23 protein-coding genes are annotated in these 19,625 nt (G+C 72.1%); 12 read left to right on the top strand and 11 right to left on the bottom strand.

The window, feature by feature from the left end; translation table 11 throughout:
• Positions 1-20 precede the first annotated feature (20 nt).
• The 5 genes from LZG04_RS12810 to LZG04_RS12790 all read right to left on the bottom strand — a co-directional run bounded on the left by LZG04_RS12810 (position 21) and on the right by LZG04_RS12790 (position 5,064).
• Positions 21-1,172 carry an LLM class flavin-dependent oxidoreductase gene (locus LZG04_RS12810; RefSeq protein WP_233816439.1) on the bottom strand — a complete coding sequence of 384 codons (1,152 nt, stop codon included), beginning with the start codon at positions 1,170-1,172 and terminating at the stop codon, positions 21-23.
• Positions 1,169-2,119: an ABC transporter substrate-binding protein gene (locus LZG04_RS12805; RefSeq protein WP_233816437.1), complete on the bottom strand. Its 951-nt coding sequence runs from the start codon at positions 2,117-2,119 to the stop codon at positions 1,169-1,171. Before LZG04_RS12805 ends, LZG04_RS12810 begins: the two co-directional genes overlap by 4 nt.
• On the bottom strand, positions 2,103-2,804 hold the full coding sequence (locus LZG04_RS12800) for an ABC transporter ATP-binding protein (RefSeq protein ID WP_233816435.1): 702 nt from the start codon (positions 2,802-2,804) through the stop codon (positions 2,103-2,105). Before LZG04_RS12800 ends, LZG04_RS12805 begins: the two co-directional genes overlap by 17 nt.
• Complete coding sequence (locus LZG04_RS12795; protein WP_233816433.1) at positions 2,789-3,613, bottom strand: ABC transporter permease; 825 nt, start codon at positions 3,611-3,613, stop codon at positions 2,789-2,791. Before LZG04_RS12795 ends, LZG04_RS12800 begins: the two co-directional genes overlap by 16 nt.
• Before the next feature lie 158 nt (positions 3,614-3,771).
• Positions 3,772-5,064, bottom strand: a complete 1,293-nt coding sequence (locus tag LZG04_RS12790; protein WP_233816431.1) for an adenylosuccinate synthase — start codon at positions 5,062-5,064, stop codon at positions 3,772-3,774.
• A gap of 88 nt (positions 5,065-5,152) precedes the next feature.
• On the opposite strand from LZG04_RS12790, the gene LZG04_RS12785 reads away from it, so the two are divergent.
• The 3 genes from LZG04_RS12785 (at position 5,153) to LZG04_RS12775 (ending at position 6,853) form a co-directional block, all read left to right on the top strand.
• The gene (locus LZG04_RS12785) at positions 5,153-5,830 is read left to right on the top strand and encodes a hypothetical protein (protein WP_374202819.1); all 678 of its coding nucleotides are present in this window, start codon (positions 5,153-5,155) and stop codon (positions 5,828-5,830) included.
• Between the two features lie 108 nt (positions 5,831-5,938).
• On the top strand, positions 5,939-6,598 hold the full coding sequence (locus LZG04_RS12780) for an HNH endonuclease family protein (protein ID WP_233816427.1): 660 nt from the start codon (positions 5,939-5,941) through the stop codon (positions 6,596-6,598).
• 6 nt (positions 6,599-6,604) lie between these two features.
• Entirely contained in the window at positions 6,605-6,853 is a 249-nt protein-coding gene (locus tag LZG04_RS12775) for a hypothetical protein (protein ID WP_233816425.1), read from the top strand.
• Here the strand turns inward: LZG04_RS12775 and LZG04_RS12770 are convergent.
• Positions 6,850-7,947 (bottom strand): aromatic acid exporter family protein, encoded by a 1,098-nt coding sequence (locus LZG04_RS12770; RefSeq protein WP_233816423.1) that lies wholly within the window; start codon positions 7,945-7,947, stop codon positions 6,850-6,852. The genes LZG04_RS12775 and LZG04_RS12770 overlap by 4 nt on opposite strands.
• A gap of 4 nt (positions 7,948-7,951) precedes the next feature.
• On the bottom strand, positions 7,952-8,359 hold the full coding sequence (locus tag LZG04_RS12765; protein WP_158847203.1) for a DUF3151 domain-containing protein: 408 nt from the start codon (positions 8,357-8,359) through the stop codon (positions 7,952-7,954).
• 294 nt (positions 8,360-8,653) lie between these two features.
• Between LZG04_RS12765 and LZG04_RS12760 the strand changes: the two genes are divergently transcribed.
• Positions 8,654-9,769, top strand: coding sequence for a hypothetical protein (locus LZG04_RS12760; protein ID WP_233816929.1), 1,116 nt, complete (start codon positions 8,654-8,656; stop codon positions 9,767-9,769).
• A gap of 72 nt (positions 9,770-9,841) precedes the next feature.
• Here the strand turns inward: LZG04_RS12760 and fbaA are convergent, their stop codons facing one another.
• Positions 9,842-10,876, bottom strand: a complete 1,035-nt coding sequence (fbaA, locus tag LZG04_RS12755; RefSeq protein ID WP_233816421.1) for a class II fructose-bisphosphate aldolase — start codon at positions 10,874-10,876, stop codon at positions 9,842-9,844.
• Positions 10,877-10,970: 94 nt separating this feature from the next.
• On the opposite strand from fbaA, the gene LZG04_RS12750 reads away from it, so the two are divergent.
• On the top strand, positions 10,971-11,258 hold the full coding sequence (locus LZG04_RS12750) for a DUF427 domain-containing protein (protein WP_233816419.1): 288 nt from the start codon (positions 10,971-10,973) through the stop codon (positions 11,256-11,258).
• On the opposite strand, the gene LZG04_RS12745 is transcribed toward LZG04_RS12750, so the two are convergent.
• A complete protein-coding gene (locus LZG04_RS12745) occupies positions 11,255-12,079 on the bottom strand; it encodes a TIGR03620 family F420-dependent LLM class oxidoreductase (RefSeq protein ID WP_233816417.1) in 825 nt (274 codons plus the stop codon). The two genes, LZG04_RS12750 and LZG04_RS12745, sit on opposite strands and share 4 nt — an antisense overlap.
• A 109-nt stretch (positions 12,080-12,188) precedes the next feature.
• Between LZG04_RS12745 and LZG04_RS12740 the strand changes: the two genes are divergently transcribed.
• Complete coding sequence (locus LZG04_RS12740) at positions 12,189-13,121, top strand: aldo/keto reductase (protein ID WP_233816415.1); 933 nt, start codon at positions 12,189-12,191, stop codon at positions 13,119-13,121.
• Between the two features lie 63 nt (positions 13,122-13,184).
• A complete protein-coding gene (locus tag LZG04_RS12735) occupies positions 13,185-14,060 on the top strand; it encodes an SDR family oxidoreductase (RefSeq protein ID WP_233816927.1) in 876 nt (291 codons plus the stop codon).
• On the opposite strand, the gene LZG04_RS12730 is transcribed toward LZG04_RS12735, so the two are convergent.
• Positions 14,057-14,335 (bottom strand): YciI family protein, encoded by a 279-nt coding sequence (locus tag LZG04_RS12730; RefSeq protein ID WP_233816413.1) that lies wholly within the window; start codon positions 14,333-14,335, stop codon positions 14,057-14,059. The genes LZG04_RS12735 and LZG04_RS12730 overlap by 4 nt on opposite strands.
• A gap of 67 nt (positions 14,336-14,402) precedes the next feature.
• Between LZG04_RS12730 and LZG04_RS12725 the strand changes: the two genes are divergently transcribed.
• The 5 genes from LZG04_RS12725 to LZG04_RS12705 all read left to right on the top strand — a co-directional run bounded on the left by LZG04_RS12725 (position 14,403) and on the right by LZG04_RS12705 (position 18,203).
• Entirely contained in the window at positions 14,403-14,981 is a 579-nt protein-coding gene (locus LZG04_RS12725) for a SigE family RNA polymerase sigma factor (protein ID WP_073886200.1), read from the top strand.
• A gap of 197 nt (positions 14,982-15,178) precedes the next feature.
• The gene (locus LZG04_RS12720; protein WP_308199057.1) at positions 15,179-16,084 is read left to right on the top strand and encodes an ROK family protein; all 906 of its coding nucleotides are present in this window, start codon (positions 15,179-15,181) and stop codon (positions 16,082-16,084) included.
• Positions 16,081-17,241: an N-acetylglucosamine-6-phosphate deacetylase gene (gene nagA, locus LZG04_RS12715; protein ID WP_233816411.1), complete on the top strand. Its 1,161-nt coding sequence runs from the start codon at positions 16,081-16,083 to the stop codon at positions 17,239-17,241. Before LZG04_RS12720 ends, nagA begins: the two co-directional genes overlap by 4 nt.
• Positions 17,242-17,269: 28 nt before the next feature.
• Positions 17,270-17,455: a hypothetical protein gene (locus LZG04_RS12710; protein ID WP_233816409.1), complete on the top strand. Its 186-nt coding sequence runs from the start codon at positions 17,270-17,272 to the stop codon at positions 17,453-17,455.
• Positions 17,456-17,465: 10 nt separating this feature from the next.
• Complete coding sequence (locus tag LZG04_RS12705) at positions 17,466-18,203, top strand: DedA family protein (protein ID WP_233816407.1); 738 nt, start codon at positions 17,466-17,468, stop codon at positions 18,201-18,203.
• A gap of 30 nt (positions 18,204-18,233) precedes the next feature.
• Here the strand turns inward: LZG04_RS12705 and LZG04_RS12700 are convergent, their stop codons facing one another.
• Positions 18,234-19,607, bottom strand: a complete 1,374-nt coding sequence (locus tag LZG04_RS12700; protein ID WP_233816405.1) for an FAD-binding oxidoreductase — start codon at positions 19,605-19,607, stop codon at positions 18,234-18,236.
• Between the last annotated feature and the right edge of the window lie 18 nt (positions 19,608-19,625).

The following is a 19,625-nucleotide window of genomic DNA, read 5'->3' as shown; positions in this document are numbered from 1 at the left end:
GTGCGGGCGTCCCCCGGTGATCAGGATCCCCCGAGGGAGAGGGTCTCGGAGGGGACCGACAGTTCCGGCTCGGCGCCGCCCAGCAGGCCCCGGCGCGCGAGGATCGGGCGGACGCCCTCGCCGAACCAGTAGGACTCCTCCAGGTGCGGGTAGCCGGAGAGGACGAACTCCTCCACGCCCAGGTCGTGGTACTCCTCGACCAGGTCCGCCACCTCCTCGTGGCTGCCCACCAACGCCGTGCCCGCGCCGCCGCGCACCAGCCCGATGCCGGCCCACAGCCCGGGGTGGACCTCCAGGCCGCGCACGCCACGGCTGAGGTCGCCGCCGTGCAGCGCCACCATCCGCTGCTGCCCCACCGACTGCGACGCCCGCAGCTGCTCCTGCGCCTTGGCCACCTGCTCCGGGTCCAGCGCCTCCAGCAGCTTCTCCGCCTCGCGCCACGCCTCCGCGGACGTGTCACGGCTGATCGTGTGCAGCCGGATGCCGAACCGGATCGGCCGGTCGCCCGCCAGCGCGCGCACCCGCTCGATCTTCTCCGCCACCTGCGCCGGCGGCTCGCCCCACGTCAGGTACACGTCGGCCCGCCGGGCCGCGACCGGCAGCGCCGCGTCGGACGACCCGCCGAAGTAGATCGGCGGCACGGGGTCCGGCGCGGCCAGCACCGTGGCGCCCGAGACGCGGTAGTGCTCGCCGTCGAAGTCGACCGGCCGCCCCGACCACACCGCCCGCACCACGTGCAGGAACTCGTCGGTCCGCGCGTACCGCTGGTCGTGGTCGAGCCAGTCGCCGAACCGGCGCTGCTCCACCTCGTCCCCGCCGGTCACCACGTTGAGCAGCAGCCGACCGCGGGAGATCCGCTGGTAGGTCGCGGCCATCTGGGCGGCCAGCGTCGGCGAGATCACCCCGGGTCGGAATGCCACCAGGAACTTCAGCGTCGACGTCCGCGCGATCAACGCCGCCGTGGTCAGCCACGCGTCCTCGCACCACGTTCCGGTCGGCGTGAGCACGCCGGTGAACCCGTTGCGCTCGGCCGCCTGGGCGACCTGGGCGAGGTAGTCGACGTCCGGGTCGCGCAACGCCGCCGCGCCCAACGACCGGTTGGCGTGGAAGCGCTCCACGACGGTCCGCCCGTCACCGGAGGTCGGCAGGAACCAGTGCAGCACCACGCTCATGACAGCTCCCCCTGGAACCGGGTGTCCACGAACTTGCGGAAATCGACCTTGCCGGGCAACGTGCCGTCGGCCGTGAACGCGTCGGCCAGCTCCTGCTCCGACGCGATCACCGCGTCGTCCAGCTTCACCGGCAGGTCACCGCCGCGCTCCACGGCCGCCCGCGCCACCTCGATCTTCAGCCCGGTCTCCGCGGCCCACGCCGTCGCCCACTCCTCGCGGTGCGTGTCGGCCCACCGCTGCGCCCGGCTGATCCGCTGCACGAACTCCTTGATCGCCGCGCTCTTGCCCGGCGAGTCCAACGCGGCCCGCCCGGCCACCTGGAACGTGTAGCCGTTGGACTTGCCGCGCCCGTCGGTCAGCACCCGCGCGCCCGCCTCCAGCTGCGCCTGCGACGTGTAGGGGTCCCAGACCGCCCACGCGTCCACCCGCTTCTGCGTGAACGCCGAGTAGGCGTCCGACGGCTGCAGGAAGTTCAGCGTCACGTCCTTGGTCGTCAGGCCGGCCGAGGCGAGCGTCAGCAGCACCTGGCCGTGCGCGGAACTGCCCTTGGCGACCGCGATGCCGCGGCCCTTGAGGTCCGAGACCTCCTTGAGGGTCGAGTCGGCGGGCACGAGCAGGGCGTCGCTCTCCACGTTGCCCTTCGCCGAGTACACCGCGGCGATCTTGGCGTTGGCGGCGGCCGCGAAGATCGGCGGCGTGTTCCCGACCCCGCCCACGTCGATCGCGCCCGCCGACGCGGCCTCCAGCAACGGCGGACCGGACGTGAAGGTGGACCACTCGATCTCGTACGGGAAGTCGTCCAACAGGCCCGCGGCGGTCAGCAACGCCTTGGAGCCGCCCTTCTGGTCGCCCACCTTGAGCACCACCGGGCCGTCCGACGACGCCGCCGTGCCGCAGCCCGACAACGCCAGCACCGCGACCACCAGCGCGCTAAGCAGCTTCGACATCATCCACTCCCAGGTTCGACAGCACTCGCGAGCGCAGGTCGGCGAACGCCGCGCGCCGCCGCGGTCGCGGCAGGTCGACGCGGTGCTCGGCCACGATCCGGCCCTCGTCCATCACGACGACGCGGTCGGCCAGCAGCAACGCCTCGTCCACGTCGTGGGTCACGAACAGCACGGCGGGCCGGTGCTCGCGCCACAGCTGCTCGACCAGGTGGTGCATGGCGAGCCGGGTCAACGCGTCCAGCGCGCCGAACGGCTCGTCCAGCAACAGCAGCTCCGGTTCGCGCACCAGCGCCCGCGCCAGCGACACGCGCTGAGCCTCGCCACCGGACAGCGTCAGCGGCCACGCGTCGGCGTGACCGGCCAGCCGGACCTCGGCCAGCGCCCGCTCGGCGACCGCACGCCCGTCGACGCCCCGCAGCCCCAGCGAGACGTTGCGCCACACCCGCCGCCACGGCAGCAGCCGCGGCTGCTGGAACGCCACGGACACCCGTTCGGGCACCTCGAACGTCCCCTCGACGTCGGGGTCGAGCCCGGCGAGGATCCGCAGCAACGTCGACTTGCCGCACCCGCTGCGGCCCAGCAGGGCCACGAACTCGCCGCCGGAGACGTCCAGGTCCAACCCGGACAGCACCCGGCGCGACCCGAAGTCCTTGACCAGCCCCCTGATCCTCACCGCGCCCGCCACCGCAGCACCCTCCGCTCCAGGGCGCGCACCAGCGCGTCCGTGGTCAGCCCGAGCAGCGCGTAGACCAGCAGGCCCACCACGACGATGTCGGTGCGCAGGAACTCACGGGCGTTGTTGATCAGGTAGCCGATGCCCGCGTCGGCGTTGATCTGCTCGCCGACGATCAGCGACAGCCACGCGGTGCCGAGCGCGATCCGCAGCCCCACCAGGGTCTGCGGCACCGCGGACGGCAGCACGACGTGCGCGACCCGTTCGAAGCGGGTGTAGCCGAGCACCCGTGCGGCTTCCAGCAGCGCCGGGTCGGTCTGCCGGATGCCCGCGTGCAGGTTCAGGTACAGCGGGAACGCCACACCGGCCGCGACCAGCGCGAGCTTGGGCTCCTCGCCGATGCCGAACCACAGGATGAACAGCGGGATCAGGCCCAGGTGCGGCAGCGTGCGCAGCATCTGCACCGGCGGGTCGAGCAGCCGCTCGCCCCAGCGGGACAGCCCGGAGACCAGGCCGAGCGCGCCGCCGACGACCGCGCCGATGGCGAAGCCGACCGCGACCCGGCTCGACGACACCAGGAACGCATCGACCAGCTGCCCGTCCACGACCAGCTCGTAGGCCGACCGGAACACGGTCACCGGCGACGCGAGCTTGTCCGGCGGCAGCACGCCGGTGCTGCTCGCGACCTGCCACAGCAGGACCAGCCCGATCGGGCTCAACCACCGGCGCAGATCGGGCCACTTGCGTTGTCTTGCTGCGGGCGCACGCGCGGGGGCGACGGGTTCAGGACGCGCGACAACACCCACCGTGGAAATCGGCACGGATTTCTCCCAGCGGGACATCGGAACGGGGACGCGCTGATCAGCGAGTCAAAGTTTCGATATCCGACCAGAAGCAGTCAACGGCTCCCGAATTGTGAAAATGCCTCCGGGACCGATTGCGTCGGTCCCGGAGGCACTTCGTCGAACGGGTCGGGGCGTCAGCCGCCGAGCATGTCGTGGCGCACGATGGTCTGGTCGCGGCCCGGGCCCACGCCGATCGCGGACATGCGGGCACCGGAGATCTCCTCCAGGTGCTCGACGTACGCGCGGGCGTTGGCCGGCAGCTCCTCGAACGAGCGGCATCCGCTGATGTCCTCGAACCAGCCGGGCAGCTCCTCGTACACCGGCACGGCGTGGTGCACGTCGGTCTGCGACATCGGCATCTCGTCGACCCGCTCGCCGTCGATCGTGTAGCCGACGCAGACCGGCACCTTCTCCAGGCCGGACAGCACGTCCAGCTTGGTCAGGAAGTAGTCGGTGATGCCGTTGACCCGGGCCGCGTACCGGGCGATCACCGCGTCGAACCAGCCGGTGCGCCGGGACCGCCCGGTCGTCACGCCGAACTCGCCGCCGGTCTTGCGCAGGTGCTCGCCCATGTCGTCGTTCAGCTCGGTCGGGAACGGGCCCGAGCCCACGCGCGTGGTGTAGGCCTTGAGGATGCCGATGACCGTGGTGATCTTCGTCGGCCCGATGCCCGAACCGGCGCTCGCGCCGCCCGAGGTCGGGTTGGACGACGTCACGAACGGGTAGGTGCCGTGGTCGACGTCGAGCAGCGTGCCCTGCGAGCCCTCCAGCAGCACGGTCTCGCCGCGCTCCAGCGCCTGGTTGAGCAGCAGGCGGGTGTCGGCGATCCGGGAGGTGAACTTGGTGCCGTGCTCCAGCACGCTGTCCACGACCTGCTCGGGGTCGAGCGCCTTGCGGTTGTAGACCTTGACCAGCACCTGGTTCTTGAAGTCGAGCGCGGCCTCGACCTTCTGCCGGAGGATCTTCTCGTCCAGCAGGTCCTGCGCGCGCACGCCGACGCGGGCGATCTTGTCCTGGTAGCACGGGCCGATGCCGCGGCCGGTGGTGCCGATCTTGGCCTTGCCCAGGTACCGCTCGGTGACCTTATCGATCGCCACGTGGTAGGGCATGATCAAGTGGGCGTCCGCGGAGATGAGCAGCTTGCTGGTGTCGACGCCCTGGGCGTCCAGGCCCGCCAGCTCCTCGAGCAGCACGCCGGGGTCGACCACGACGCCGTTGCCGATGACGCTGGTCACGCCGGGGGTGAGGATGCCGGAGGGGATCAGGTGCAAGGCGAACTTCTGGCCGTCGGGCAGCACCACGGTGTGCCCGGCGTTGTTGCCGCCCTGGTACCGGACCACCCACTGCACGCGGTCACCGAGCAGGTCGGTTGCCTTGCCCTTGCCCTCATCGCCCCACTGGGCACCGATCAGCACGACGGCCGGCATGTGAAACTCCAAGCGGTTGGACGGGTAAGAGCCGAATGCCTGCGACGGCCGAGCCGTCAGTGGACGGCTGTTGAGGGTAGACCAGGAGATGAAGGTGCGCGGAATCGTGCTGGCCTGCGGAAACTCGCAGTCGCCAATGATCACGGACGGTGACCGTTTCGAGGTCCGCCAGGTGGCGGAACGGCCCGGGAAGGCCGAGGTGGACGCGGTCCTCGCCGCTTCGGGTGACAAACGTCTCGTCGTGCTCGGCACCGACGCCGACCTCAACGCCGTCGTGCTGCGGCTGCTGCGCACCGAACGGCTCGCCGAAGTGCCGTTGGGGTACGTGCCGGTGGACCCGCGCTCCGAGGTGGCCAAGCTGTGGGGCCTGCCGACCGACCAGGGCCGCGCGCTCGACCTCGCCCTGTCCGGTGACCCCGATCGGGTGCCACTCGTGCGGGACGACGTCGGCGGCGTGCTCGTGGGCCTCGGCTCGCTCGGCCCGGTGCGCGGGGTCGGCTACGGCGACGACACGGTGGTGCTGCGGGGCCAGGCGTCGCGGCTGGAGGTCACGCCGGACCCCGATCGGGGCCTGGGGCTGGTCGTGCACGTGATCCACAAGCGGCTGCTCGGGCGGAAGGTGGTCAGCACGCCGGCGCGCGCGTTCCAGCTGGGCTGCCTGCCGGTGCAGGTGAACTCCGACGGCATCGCGCACCCGCGGCCGATGGGCAAGTGGACGTGGTACCGCCACACGGAGGATCTGCGGCTGGTGCGCGGGGTGCAGTGACGGAGGAATTTTCTCTCGCGCCATTCAGGCGTCACTCGAAAGCGTTGTGACCGACGGAGGATTAACCCAAGGTAATTCCGACAGCTTCCAACTAGGAAGGTCGGAATTATGTCAACGGTCAACAAAGCCGCACGATTCACCGCATCCCTGCGACTTCCGGCTCTTTCCCTGCTCCTGGCTGGTGCGCTGGCGGTCGGCCTGGTCACCCCAGCCCAGGCCACGCCGCCGAACATCCCGAGCACGGCCACCGCGCAAGCCGAGCTGACCGCGCTGACCGTGGCCGCCGAGGGCTCGACCAGCGGCTACTCGCGGGACCTGTTCCCGCACTGGATCACCGTCTCGGGCGCCTGCAACACCCGCGAGACCGTGCTCAAGCGCGACGGCACGAACGTGGTCACCGACTCGGCCTGCGCGGCCACGTCCGGCCGCTGGTACAGCCCGTACGACGGCGCGACGTGGTCGGCGGCGGCCGACGTGGACATCGACCACGTCGTGCCGCTGGCCGAGGCGTGGCGCTCGGGCGCGTCCTCGTGGACCACGTCACGGCGCCAGTCGTTCGCCAACGACCTGAGCGGCCCGCAGCTCATCGCCGTCACCGACAACGTCAACCAGGCCAAGGGCGACCAGGACCCGGCGCTGTGGAAGCCGCCGCTGACCTCCTACTGGTGCACCTACGCGAAGATGTGGACGCGCACGAAGTACAAGTGGGGTTTGACCGTGAACTCGGCGGAGAAGACTGCACTGCAGAGCATGCTCGGGAGGTGCTGACGACCGATGGCTGACCTGTCTTCCGCATTCGTGGCCGGACCGGGCGGCGTCATGACCGACGAGGTCGGCGTGGTGACCGGTGACCTGGAGCTGCGCACCACGCTGGACAAGGGCGAGCTGTGCGCGCTGGTGCGCTACGAGGGCGCGGAGGAGTGGTACGCCGTCACCGGCGCGTCGTGCCGCCTGGCCGACCCGAGCGACCATCAGGCGGTGCACGCCGTCCTGCTCGGCGTGCTCAACCGCCCCGAGGGTTAGGCGCCGTTGCCGCTCCTGCGCGTCAGGGGCGGCAACGACTCCACCGCTTCGCCCCGCTTGAGGCCCGTGGCCTGCAACAGGTCCACGGCCACCGAACGCACCTGCGCCAGCACCACCTTCGTGGAGAAGCCCTCGCCGCCCAGGTGCTGGGCGGTGGCGCACGCCGCCGCGTCGCGGATCGCCGCCCGCGCCCGCTTGGGCTCCTCGCCGCGCTCCAGCTCGGCCCGCAGCACGTCCACCGCGTCGGCGTACTGCCGCAGCACGTCGGGCAGCACGTCCGGCATCCGCTCGCCGTCCCGCAGCGCGGCCAGCGCCCGCCTGGCCAGCACCCTGGCGTTGCGCAGCGCGTAGTCCACCGGCACGGCGGCCGTCTCGTACCGGCCCAGCTCGTGCCGCCTGCGCCAGCGGATCGGCGCGATGGTCGCGATCTCGCCGCCGGTCTTGAGCGCCGACGCGAACTCGTCCACCGCCTCCTGGCTGCCGCGCAACCGGGCCAGCACACCGGCGGCCTGCACGGCGTCGTGCTCGGACACCGCCGTCGCCACCCCGCGCAACGCCTCGGTCAGCTCGCCCAGCACCACCTTCGCCTGCCGCTGCGCCACGGTGAGCGGGTTCGCCGGCAGCAACGCCGTCACGGCCAGCCCCACCAGCCCGCCGACCAGCGCGTCGACCATCCGGTCCAGCCCGCCGCCCGCGCTGGGCGGCAGCAGCGTGGCCACCAGCACGGCCGACGACCCGGACTGCAACGCGATCACCGCGCCGCCGTCGAGCAGCACGGCGGTGGACATGGCCAGCGCCACCACCAGCGCGATCTGCCACGGCCCCGAGCCGATCAACGAGATCAGCACGTCACCGACGCCCACGCCCACGGACACGCCGACGACCAGCTCCACCACGCGCCGCAGCCGCTGGCCCAGCGACACGCCGAGGCAGACCACGGCCGCGATCGGCGCGAAGAACGGGTGGGCGTGACCGACCACGTCGGTGGCGACCAGCCAGGACAGACCGGCGGCGAGCGCGGCCTGGCCGATCGGCAAGGCCGTGCTCCGCCACCGCTTCAGCCTGCGCGCCACCTCGTCGCGCACGGCTCCCACGCGGTCAGCTCAGGCCGAGCGCGGCGGGCGCCGCCGGGTCGCTGTCGCCGAGGAACTTCTTGCAGCGCTCGTACTCCTCGGTCTCGCCGATCTCGTCGGCCGCCCGCGCCAGGGCCGCCAACGCCCGCAGGAAGCCCTGGTTGCCGCGGTGCGACCAGGGCACCGGGCCGTGTCCCTTCCACCCCGAGCGGCGCAGCTGGTCGAGGCCGCGGTGGTAGCCGGTGCGGGCGTACGCGTAGCCGGCGACCGGGTCACCGGTCTGCAGCGCCCGTTCGGCGAGCAGCGCCCACGCCTCGCTGAAGTCGGGGTAGGCGCGGACGATCTTGGCCGGGTCGGTGCCCGCCTCGGCGGCGGCCTGCGCCTCCGGGCGGTCCGGCAGCAACGTGGGTTCGGGACCGAGCAGGTTCTCCATGGCGTCAGCTTAGGAAGACCCGGGCCACCGCGGCGAACAGTGCCAGCACCAACGCGGTGACGATGACGCCGGCCACGACCTTCTTGCCCATGCGAACGCTCCTCCGTCCTCAGCGAACTCTCAGGGCGCACCCTTCCGGTGCGGGGCCGTTCAGAGCAACGTCGATCACCTGTTAGCATGAGTCGACCCGGAAATGTGCTGGTCATCGCCATCCCCTAGGGGAAGTTCCGGGAAATACCAGGGCGGGGCACCCTTCCAGCGACCCCCACCGGGACGCATCATGGGCGGGTGAACATGGGGGTAACCAACCGCGTCGCGCGCTTCCGCGACCAGTACTGGGAGCGCGGCGAGCCGGGACGCGAGACGCCACCGGCGCTCGTGGCCGGGCTCTACCGGCTCTGGCTGGTCGGTCTGCTGCTCAAGCTGCTCGGGTCTTCCTGGGACGTGGCCTGGCACTTCAAGTGGCTGCGCGACGAGCTGGCACCGCCGCACCTGATCAACACCGTCGGCACGGTGATCGTGGTGGGGCTGACGCTGTTCCACACCTACACCGGCTACGGCGCGGACCGGACCGCGTTGCGGCTGATGCAGTGGGGCACGGGCGTCTTCCTGGTGGCGCTGCCCATCGACCTGATCAACCACCGGATCAACGGCCTGGACATCACGTCGTGGAGCGGGTCGCACGCGCTGCTGTACCTGGGCACCGCGATCATGCTGGCCGGCGCGATCCGCGGGTGGCTCAAGCTCTACCCCGACGGCGGCCGGTGGCGGCTGTTCGGCCTGGCCGGGCTGTGGTTCTTCTTCCTGGAGAACATGTGGTTCCCCAACCAGCACCAGGAGTACGGCGTGCTGGAGATCGCCTCGTGGGACCGCGGCGACCCGTACGCCGAGCCGAGCCTGCTGCAGTTCGCCGCCGACCAGATCGGCCGCCCGGTCGACCGCGAGTCGATCGTGCAGTTCTCGCTGCCCATCGCCGACTGGGTCTACCCGGTGTGGGGCCTGGTCGCCGCGGCGCTCGTGCTGGTCCTGGCCCGGCGCACGATCGGCACGCCGTGGGCCGCGACCGCGGTGGCGGGCGGGTACGTCGCCTACCGCCTGCTGATCTGGCCGCTGCTCGGCGTCGCCGACTTCCCGCTGTCGACCGTGCCGTTCTTCCTGCTGCTCATCGGCCTGGCCGTGGACGCGGCGCACCTGGGCAGGCTGCCCGCGCCGCTGGCCGCGGTGCTCGGTTCGGCCGCCGTCACGGGCCTGGGCTACGGCGGGATCTGGGCGCAGCAGGCGCTGGACGCCGCGCCGCCGATCCTCTACCCCTCGGCCGCCGCGACGTTCGTCGTGCTGACCGCCCTGTGGCTGGTGGCGGACCGGGTCGCGGTGGCACGCGCTGCCCGGCAGCCGCTGATGACCGCCTGACCCGATCCCCCGCGACGCGGAACGGCCCCCTCCCGGACGTCGGGAGGGGGCCGTTCGCCGTGCGGGGGTGGGTCAGCCGGCGATCATGCGGCCGGACGACTTCAGGTGCTCGCACGCCTGGGCGATGCGGGCGGCCATGCCCTGCTCGGCGGCCTTGAGGTAGGACCGCGGGTCGTAGGCCTTCTTGTTGCCGACCTCGCCGTCCACCTTCAGCACGCCGTCGTAGTTGGCGAACATGTGGCCGACGATCGGACGGGTGAATGCGTACTGCGTGTCCGTGTCGATGTTCATCTTGATCACGCCGTACGACACGGCCTCGTGGATCTCCTCCAGCAGCGAGCCGGAGCCGCCGTGGAAGACCAGGTCGAACGGCTTGGAGCCGGCCGGCAGGCCCAGCTTCTCGGCCACCACGTCCTGGCCCTGCTTGAGGATCTCCGGGCGCAGCTTCACGTTGCCCGGCTTGTACACGCCGTGCACGTTGCCGAACGTCGCCGCGACCAGGTAGCGGCCCTTCTCACCCGAGCCGAGGGCGTCCACCGTCTTCAGGTAGTCCTCGGGGGAGGTGTAGAGCTTCTCGTTGATCTCGTGCGCGACGCCGTCCTCCTCGCCGCCGACGACGCCCACCTCGATCTCGAGGATGATCTTCGCCTTGGCGGTGAGGTCGAGCAGCTCCGAAGCGATCTTCAGGTTCTCGTCCAGCGGCACGGCCGAGCCGTCCCACATGTGCGACTGGAACAGCGGGTTGAGCCCGCGGTCCACCCGCTCCTGGCTGATCGCGACCAGCGGCCGCACGTAGCCGTCGAGCTTGTCCTTCGGGCAGTGGTCGGTGTGCAGCGCGATGTTCACCGGGTACTTCTCGGCGACCACGTGCGCGAACTCCGCCAGCGCAACCGCGCCGGTCACCATGTCCTTGACCTTGGTGCCCGAGGCGAACTCGGCACCACCGGTCGAGACCTGGATGATCCCGTCGCTCTCGGCTTCCGCGAATCCACGCAGGGCCGCGTTGAGGGTCTCGGACGAGGTGACGTTGATCGCGGGGTAGGCGAACTCGTTCGCCTTCGCGCGGTCGAGCATCTCGGCGTAGACCTCGGGGGTTGCGATGGGCATCGGTGGGTCCTCCTCGGGTGCCCGGAACGCGGTGTCGGCAGCATCCTACGGGCACCGCCCGGCGAGCGAAGGTGATCAACGGCATAGTGGTGTCATGGCGATCGCACGGTGGAACGGCGAGATCATCGCCGAGAGTGAGAAGACCGAGATGGTGGAGGGGAACCACTACTTCCCCCTGGAGTCGGTGCACGCCCAGTACCTCAGGCCGTCGGACACGACGTCGGTCTGCCCCTGGAAGGGCACGGCGAACTACTACACCCTGCACGTGAACGGCCAGGACAACCCGGACGCGGCGTGGTACTACGCCGAGCCCAAGCCCGCCGCGGCCAACATCAAGGGCCACGTCGCGTTCTGGAACGGCGTCGAGGTCACCGCGGGTTAGTCGGCCAGCGCGGCCGCGAAGTCGCGCAACGACCGCTGCGCGTCGGCGGCGCCGACCACCTGCACGGCCACGTGGTCGGCGCCCGCCTCGTGGTGCTCGCGCAGGCGTCGCGCGACCCGTTCGACCGGGCCCCACGCCACCAGGGCGTCCACGAGCCGGTCGCTGCCGCCGCCCGCCAGGTCGTCCTCGGTGAACCCGTGGCGCAGCCAGTTGCGGGTGTGCCGCGGCCGGGCCAGGTACTCGGCCAGCGCCTCCCGCCCCAGGTCACGGGCCCGTGCCGGGTCGTCCTCCAGGACCACGTGCTGCTCGGGCGCGAGCACGACGCCCGCGCCGACGGTCTCGCGCGCCCGCGCCGTGTACTCGGGCGTGACGAGGTAGGGGTGGGCGACGCTGGTCCGCGCGGCGGCGAGCCGGAGCAGGCGCGGGCCGAGCGCGGCCAGCGCCAGGCGGTCGCGCGGCACGTCCAGCTCGTCCAGGTAGTGGATCAGCTTCTGGTACGGGCTGTGATGCACCTCACCCGCCAGCTCGCCGTGCCCGACGCCGATGCCCACCAGGAACCGGTCGGTCCAGGCCAGCGCCCGGTAGCCGTCGTTGACCTCGCCCGCCGGGGTCGTCCAGACGTTCATCACGGCGGTGGCCACGGCGATCTTCGCGGTCGCGTCCAGGAGGTCGGACACCGTGGTCATGACGCTGCCGTCGGGCGATCCGCCCAGCCAGAGCGCGCCGAAGCCGAGCTCTTCCAGCTCCGCGGCGTCCTCACCGCGGCCCACCCAGCGCGCGGCCCGGTCCCACACGCCGTACCTGCCCAACTCGACCGTCATTTCGTCTCCCCGCGAACTAGGTGCTGACGACTGGCAACCGCGCCGCCCCACCATTTAGTCCTGGCTGCTCCATTCGGCGTGGATGGAGCACCCGGCTTAGCTTCGCGACATGACGAAACTCGGAACCAGCGACCTCGACGTGTCGCGCCTGTGCCTGGGTGGCAACGTGTTCGGCTGGACCGCCGACGAGCAGACCTCGTTCGCCGTGCTGGACGCCTTCGCGGAGGCGGGCGGCAACTTCGTGGACACCGCCGACGCCTACTCGGCGTGGGCCGACGGGCACGTCGGCGGCGAGTCGGAGACGATCATCGGCGCGTGGCTGCGCCGCCGGGGCAACCGCGACTCGATCGTGGTCGCGACCAAGGTCGGCATGCTGCGCGGCCTGGACAACCTCGAGGCCGCCACGATCGAGCGCGCCGCCGAGGACTCGCTGCGCCGCCTGGGCGTGGACCACATCGACCTCTACTACGCGCACCAGGACGACCTGGACACGCCGCAGGAGGAGACGCTGGCCGCGTTCGACCGACTGGTGCGCAGCGGCAAGGTCCGCCACGTCGCGGCGTCGAACTACACCGCCGAGCGGCTCACGTCGGCGCTGGCGGTGTCCGAGCGCGAGGGGTTCGCCAAGTTCGTCGCGCTCCAGCAGGCGTACAACCTCGTGGACCGCTCCTACGAGGGCGAGCTGTCCCGCGCGGTGGCCGACCACGGCCTGGCGTCCGCGCCGTACTGGGGCCTGGCCAAGGGCTTCCTGACCGGCAAGTACCGGCCCGGCGTCACGGTGCAGAGCGCGCGCGCTGCCGCCGCGTCGAAGTACCTGGACGAACGCGGTCTGCGCATCCTCGCGGCGTTGGACGAGGTCGCGGACAGCCACGACACCACCCAGGCGGCGGTCGCCCTGGCGTGGCTGGCGGAGCAGCCCACGGTGGCCGCGCCCATCGCGTCGGCCCGCACCACCGAGCAGCTCGCCGACCTGCTCCCGGCGTTGCGGCTGGAGCTGAAGTCGGACGAGGTGGCGGCCCTGACCGCGGCCAGCGCAGTTTAACTCTCCAGTAGCTTACTCGCGGTAAGTTGCGTTACGGTGACCTCCCAGGCTCCCTACCGGCTGATGGAGGTCACCGTGGACGTTGCGGGCAAGGTTGTCCTGATCACTGGCGCGGCCAGGGGCATCGGCGCGGAGGTGGCGCGGCGGTTGGCCGCGAAGGGCGCGAAGCTCGCGCTGGTCGGCCTGGAGGGCGAGCAGCTGCGGCAGGTGGCCGAGCAGTGCGGCGGCCAGGCGTGGGAGGCCGACGTCACCGACTGGCAGGCGCTGGAGACCGCGGTGAACGGCGTGGTCGACCACTACGGCGGCATCGACGTGGTCGTGGCGAACGCGGGCATCGCCGCCACGGGCTTCATCCGGTCGATGGACCCGGCCGCGTTCGAACGGGTCATCGAGGTCAACCTGCTCGGGGTGTGGCGCACGGTCCGCACGTGCCTGCCGCACCTGATCGCGAGCCGCGGCTACTGCCTGGTCGTGTCGTCGTTGGCGGCGATCGTGCACATCCCCGGCAACGGGGCCTACTCGGCGGCCAAGGCGGGCTGCGAGGCGTTCGCGGACAGCCTGCGCGCCGAGGTGCGGCACCTGGGCGTGGACGTGGGCGTGGCGTACTTCTCGTGGATCGCCACGGACATGGTCAACAGCGCCGACGAGCACCCCGTGTTCGGCCCGCTGCGCAGCGGCATGCCGGGGTTGGCGGGCAAGAAGTACCCGGTGTCGGACGTGGGCAGGGCGGTGGTGCGGGCGATCAGCCGGCGGTCGAAGGCCGTGCACGTGCCGGGCTGGGTCGGCGGCCTGAAGCTCTTGCGCGCGTTCACGCCGAAGGTGGTCGACCGGCAGGCGCCGAAGTCGGTGCCCGCCGCCGACCGCGAGATGGCGGCCAACGACCTGTCCGGCCTGGTCGGACCGGGTGGGACGGCGGCCGCCGCGGCGAAGAAGGACTAGAGCCAGGCCCCCGTCACCGTCTGCCACTCGTGCACGCGCGTCTCCTTCGCGACGCCGGCGTGCGTGTACGGGTCGGCGGCGATGACCTCGCGCAGCTCCGCCTCGTCGGCCACCTCGTAGACCAGCAGCGCGCCGGTCTGGTCCGCGTAGGGACCCGAGACGAGCAGCACACCCCGTTCCACCAGCGTCGCCAGGTACTCGCGGTGCGCGGGTCGGACCGCGAGCCGCTCCTCCGTGTTGTCGCCGTACACCAGTTCGACCGCGAACCGTGCCATCGAAAGCCCACCCTCCGTTGTGCAGCGCCGCGCCGAAGCTACCGGGTGACGGGGTAACGTCTTTTCCGTGGTCGGTCCCGATCGGAACAGCGGCGGCATCGCGCGTGTGCAGGACACGCTGACGAACCTGCGGATCCAGGACGGCGCGGCACCGGCCCCGACCGGCCCGCTGACCCTGGAGGACCTGTACCGCCAGCACCGGATGCGGCTGGTCCGGCTGGCGTTGCTGCTGGTCGACGAGCCCGCCACGGCGGAGGACGTGGTCCAGGAGGCGTTCACCGGCCTGCACCGCAACTGGTCCAACCTGCGTGACGCCCAGGCCGCCGTCGGGTACCTGAGGACCGCGGTCGTCAACGGTTCGCGCAGCGTCCTGCGCCGCCGCAAGACGGCCCGCGACTACACCCCGCCGCACGTGGCGAACGCCCGGTCGGCCGAGAGCCTGGCCATGCTGACCGCCGAGCACCAGGCGGTCGTGCGGGCGCTGTCCCAACTGCCGCCGAGGCAGCGCGAGGTGCTCGTCCTGCGCTACTACGGCGACCTCTCGGAAGCCGAGATCGCCGAGGCCACCGGCATCAGCAAGGGCACGGTGAAGAGCACGGCGAGCCGCGCCCTGGACGCCCTGCAGAAGATCATGGCCGGCAACTAGCCGCCTTCACGCGCGCCATCACCAGCGCTTTCGCCCACACCGGGCCGGCCCGACCCCGCCCCACCGGCCCGCCGTGCCCGGACCTGCCCCGCGGCGCGCACCCGCCGCCCCACCGGAGGGCTCCGGCCACGACGGACTCGTCCAATCGGACACTTGGTATAGACCAATGGCGGTCGGATGCCGCAGTATCGGTCCTCGTGGCGCGCACAAGACACGTGATAGCCGTCGACGTCGGCGGGACCGGGATGAAGGCCGCGTTGGTCGCCGGCGACCCCGGCGGGGTGCGGGCGGTGACGCAGCGCCGCCGGCCGACCAGGCCCGGCGGGGCCGCGGTGGTCGAGGACGTCACCGCCCTGGTCGCCGAGCTGCGCGCCGCCTCCGAGCACCCGGTCGACGCGGTCGGACTCGTCGTGCCGGGCATCGTGGACGAGGTGGCGGGCGTCGGCGTGTACTCGGCCAACCTCGGCTGGGACGACTTCCCGTTCCGCGAGGAGGCCGAGGCCGCCACCGGGTTGCCCGTCGCGTTCGGCCACGACGTCCGCGCCGGTGGCCTGGCCGAGCTGCGCCAGGGCAACGCCCGCGCCCTCACCGACGCGGTGATCATGCCCATCGGCACGGGCATCGCCGCCGCCCTCGTGCTGGACGGCCGGGTGTCGTCCGCGCCGGGCGAGGTCGGGCACGTCGACGTCGGCCACGGCGACCCGTGCGGCTGCGGCCAGACGGGGTGCGTCGAGGCGCGGGCGAGCAGTGCCGCGATCGCCCGCCGCTACACGCAGCGCACCAACCGCCACGTCGACGGCGCGGCGGACGTGGCGCGGCTGCTCACCGAGGGCGACACCGACGCCGCGGCGGTGTGGCGGGAGGCGGTGGACGCGCTCGCGCGGGGCATCCTGCTGCTGGCCGCACTGCTGGGGCCGCAAGCCGTGGTGCTGGGCGGAGGCCTGGCGCTGGCGGGTCCGAAGCTGACGGATCCGCTGGGCGGACGACTGGACGAGCTGATCACGTTCCAGCGACGCCCGGAACTGCGGCTGGCGGCGTTGGGCGACGAGGCCGGGTGCCTCGGAGCCGCGCTGCTGGCCATCGACATGCTGGAGGAGAGATGAGCACGTGGGGTGGACCCGTGGACGTGACCCTGACCGGTGGTCGGGTCGTCACGCCCGACGGGGTGCTCGACCAGGGGTGGGTGGCGGTGCGGGACGGCCTGATCGCGGCCGTCGGCACGGGGGCGCCGCCGGAGGGCCCGACCTCGGACGTGGACGGCGGCTGGCTGGTGCCCGGCTTCGTCGACATCCACTGCCACGGCGGCGGCGGTGAGGCGTTCACCAGCGCCGACCCGGCCCGGGTGATCAAGGCGGCGAACGCGCACCGGCGGCACGGCACCACCACGCTGCTGGCCAGCCTGGTGTCCCGGCCGATCCCGGAGCTGGCCCACCAGGTCACGGCGCTGGCCGAGCTCGTGCGCGACGACGTCGTCGCGGGCATCCACCTGGAGGGCCCGTTCCTGTCGGCCGCGCGGTGCGGCGCGCACGACCCCGCGATCCTCTGCCCGCCCGACCGGGCGTCGATCGACAAGCTGCTGGACGCGGGCGGCGGCGCGGTCCGCATGATCACCGTCGCGCCCGAGCTGGAGCACGGCGTGGACGCGGTCCGCCACCTCGTCGACAACGATGTCCTGGCCGCGATCGGGCACACCGACGCCACCGAGGCGCAGATCCGGCCGGCCGTCGAGGCGGGCGCGACCGTCGCCACGCACCTGTTCAACGGGATGCGCCCGCTGCACCACCGCGAGCCCGGCCCGATCGGCGCGCTGCTGGACGACGAGCGCGTCACGGTCGAGCTGATCTGCGACCTGGTGCACCTGCACCCGACGGCGGTGCGCCTGGCCGCACGGCACGCGGGCGTGGGCCGGACCGTGCTGGTCACCGACGCGATCGCGGCGGCGGGCGTGGGTGACGGCGTCTACGACGTGGGCGGCCTGGAGGTGCGGGTGGTGGACGGCGTGCCGACGCTCGCGGGTGGCGCGTCCCTCGCGGGCAGCACGCTCACCATGGACGCCGCGTTCCGCAACGCGGTGCAGTCGTGCGGCCTGACGATCGAGGAGGCCGTGCACGCCACGTCCACCCGGCCCGCGCGGCTGCTCGGCCTGCAGGACCGCACGGGCGAGCTGCGCGCCGGTCTGGCGGCCGACGTCGTGGTGCTGGACGCCGAGCTGAAGCCGCGTGAGGTGATGGCCCGCGGCGCGTGGGTAGCCTCTGCCTGAGCAGGCGACGGGACGGGGGGCTGGGCGGGTGCCCGAGGACCACGAGAAGCTGGTGGCCGACGCGTTGCGCGCCCAGGCCGTCAGCACCGGCGCGCACCCCCTCGTGCCCGTGCGACGGCCGCGGCCGGCGTTGGGCGCGGGGTGGGTGCTGCTGCTCGCCGTGCTGCTCGGGCTGGCCGCCGGCACGGTCGTGGCGGTCATGACGCTCAGGTGATGCCTGTACCGTGGTCGCCGTGACGGTCGCGCCCACCTCCACGGTTGCCCTCGGTCCGGAATGGCTCGACCCGCAGGTCCTGCTGCAGGGACTCGGGCCGTACATGCTGGTCGGCTTGTGCTTCATCGTGTTCGCCGAGTGCGGCCTGCTGGTCGGCTTCTTCCTGCCCGGCGACTCGTTGCTGTTCACCGCGGGCCTGTTCGTCGCCTCGGGGCTGCTGGACTACCCGTTGTGGCTGGTGTGCGTGCTGCTGACGGCGTGCGCGCTCGCGGGCAACGTGGTCGGCTACTGGATCGGCCACCGGGCGGGGCCCGCGCTGTTCGCCAAGCCCGAGTCGAAGATCTTCAAGAAGGAGTACGTCGACAAGACGCACGAGTTCTTCGACAAGTACGGTGCCCGCGCGATCGTGATGGCGCGATTCGTGCCGATCGTGCGCACGTTCATCACCGCGATGGCGGGCGTGGGCCGGATGGACCCGCGCAAGTACTTCACGTACTCGCTGATCGGCGGCATCGCGTGGGCCGCGGGCCTGACGGTGCTGGGCTACTTCCTCGGCCAGATCCAGTTCGTGCGCGACAACCTCGAGATGATGCTGATCCTGATCGTGCTGATCTCGGTCGTGCCGATCATCATCGAGGTCGTCAAGGCGCGCCGGGAGAAGAAGTCGCTGCTCGCCCAGGAGGCGGCGGACATCACCCAGGTCATCGACCGGGTGGACGACACCCAGCGCATCAGGCCGCTCGACTGAGCCGCGCCGCCGCCTGCGGAGCAGCGGCCGTCAAACACCGAACATCGAGCCCGGGTTGAAGAGGTTGTCCGGGTCCAGCGCGCGTTTGATCTCGCGGTGGACCCGCAGGCCGACCGGGCCGATCTCGCGGGCCAGCCACTCGCGCTTGATCTTGCCGACGCCGTGCTCGCCGGTGATCGTGCCGCCCAGCGCCAGCCCCAGGGCCAGGATCTCGTCGAACGCCTGCCGCGCCCGCGCGAACTCGTCGGCCGACGCCGGGTCGTAGACGATCGTCGGGTGCATGTTGCCGTCGCCCGCGTGCCCCACCACGGCGATCCGCAGCCCCACCGACGCGCTGATCCGCTCGCACCCGGCGATCAGGTCGGCGATCCTCGTCCGCGGCACGCACACGTCGTCGGTCAGCCACGCGCCCAGGACTTCCAGCGCGTTCAGCACGGCCCGCCGCGCGGCGAGCAGGTCGCGGCCCTCGTTGACGTCCTCGGTGGCGTAGACGAGGTCCGCGCCCGCCGCCACGCACGCCTGCTCGATCGCGGCCAGTTCGCGCCGACCCGCCTCGCCGCCCGCGTCGGACTGGCACAGCAGCAGCGCCGCGTCGGCGTTCAGGTCGGTCTTGAGGTACTGCTCGACGGCCCGGATGGAGGTGCGGTCCATGATCTCCAGCAACGACGGCACGATCCCCTCGGCCACCACGCGGCTCACCGCCGTGCCCGCGTCGGCCGTGGTGGCGAACGTGGCCACCAGCGTCGCCGGGGCCTGCGGCAGCGGGCGCAGCGCCAGGGTGGCCCGGGTGATCACGCCGAGCGTGCCCTCGCTGCCGACGAACAGCTTGGTCAGGTCGTAGCCGGCCACGCCCTTCACGGTCCGCCGACCGGTGCGCAGCAGCTCGCCGTCGGCCAGCACCACGTCCAGCCCGAGCACGGAGTCCGTGGTCACCCCGTACTTCACGCAGCACAGCCCGCCCGCGTTGGTGGACAGGTTGCCGCCGATCGTGCACCAGTCGTAGCTGGACGGGTCGGGCGGGTAGAACAGCCCGTGCTTCTCCACCGCGCCGCGCAGGTCGAGGTTCACCACGCCCGGCTCGACCACGGCCAACCGGTTCTCCGGGTCGATCTCGACGATGGCGTTCATCCTGGTGGTCACGAGCACCACGCAGCCGTCGACGGCGTTGGCCGCGCCGGACAGCCCGCTGCCCGCGCCGCGCGGCACGATCGGCGTCCGGGCCGCCGCGCACGCCCGCACGACCGCCTGCACCTGCTCGGCCGACGTGGGCAGCACCACCGCCAGCGGCTGCCCGTAGGGGGCCAGCGGCATCATGTCGCGCTGGTAGCTCGCGGTGACGTCGACGTCGGTCAGCACCGCGTCGGCGCCGACGGCGGAGCGCAGTTCGGCGAGCAAGACCTCCATGCACCCACGCTAGCCCGC

It is taken from the genome of Saccharothrix sp. S26, assembly GCF_021390395.1.
Taxonomy (GTDB): Bacteria; Actinomycetota; Actinomycetes; order Mycobacteriales; family Pseudonocardiaceae; genus Actinosynnema.
This window is presented reverse-complemented; position numbering and strand designations above follow the sequence as displayed.

Bases quoted from the DNA above. Each gene is read 5' to 3' on its own strand.
- LZG04_RS12810 (WP_233816439.1), bottom strand. From the start codon at position 1,172: ATGAGCGTGGTGCTGCACTGGTTCCTGCCGACCTCCGGTGACGGGCGG.
- LZG04_RS12805 (WP_233816437.1), bottom strand. From the start codon at position 2,119: ATGTCGAAGCTGCTTAGCGCGCTGGTGGTCGCGGTGCTGGCGTTGTCG.
- LZG04_RS12790 (WP_233816431.1), bottom strand. From the start codon at position 5,064: ATGCCGGCCGTCGTGCTGATCGGTGCCCAGTGGGGCGATGAGGGCAAG.
- LZG04_RS12785 (WP_374202819.1), top strand. From the start codon at position 5,153: ATGAAGGTGCGCGGAATCGTGCTGGCCTGCGGAAACTCGCAGTCGCCA.
- LZG04_RS12780 (WP_233816427.1), top strand. From the start codon at position 5,939: ATGTCAACGGTCAACAAAGCCGCACGATTCACCGCATCCCTGCGACTT.
- LZG04_RS12775 (WP_233816425.1), top strand. From the start codon at position 6,605: ATGGCTGACCTGTCTTCCGCATTCGTGGCCGGACCGGGCGGCGTCATG.
- LZG04_RS12765 (WP_158847203.1), bottom strand. From the start codon at position 8,359: ATGGAGAACCTGCTCGGTCCCGAACCCACGTTGCTGCCGGACCGCCCG.
- LZG04_RS12760 (WP_233816929.1), top strand. From the start codon at position 8,654: ATGGGGGTAACCAACCGCGTCGCGCGCTTCCGCGACCAGTACTGGGAG.
- fbaA (WP_233816421.1), bottom strand. From the start codon at position 10,876: ATGCCCATCGCAACCCCCGAGGTCTACGCCGAGATGCTCGACCGCGCG.
- LZG04_RS12750 (WP_233816419.1), top strand. From the start codon at position 10,971: ATGGCGATCGCACGGTGGAACGGCGAGATCATCGCCGAGAGTGAGAAG.
- LZG04_RS12745 (WP_233816417.1), bottom strand. From the start codon at position 12,079: ATGACGGTCGAGTTGGGCAGGTACGGCGTGTGGGACCGGGCCGCGCGC.
- LZG04_RS12740 (WP_233816415.1), top strand. From the start codon at position 12,189: ATGACGAAACTCGGAACCAGCGACCTCGACGTGTCGCGCCTGTGCCTG.
- LZG04_RS12735 (WP_233816927.1), top strand. From the start codon at position 13,185: ATGGAGGTCACCGTGGACGTTGCGGGCAAGGTTGTCCTGATCACTGGC.
- LZG04_RS12730 (WP_233816413.1), bottom strand. From the start codon at position 14,335: ATGGCACGGTTCGCGGTCGAACTGGTGTACGGCGACAACACGGAGGAG.
- nagA (WP_233816411.1), top strand. From the start codon at position 16,081: ATGAGCACGTGGGGTGGACCCGTGGACGTGACCCTGACCGGTGGTCGG.
- LZG04_RS12700 (WP_233816405.1), bottom strand. From the start codon at position 19,607: ATGGAGGTCTTGCTCGCCGAACTGCGCTCCGCCGTCGGCGCCGACGCG.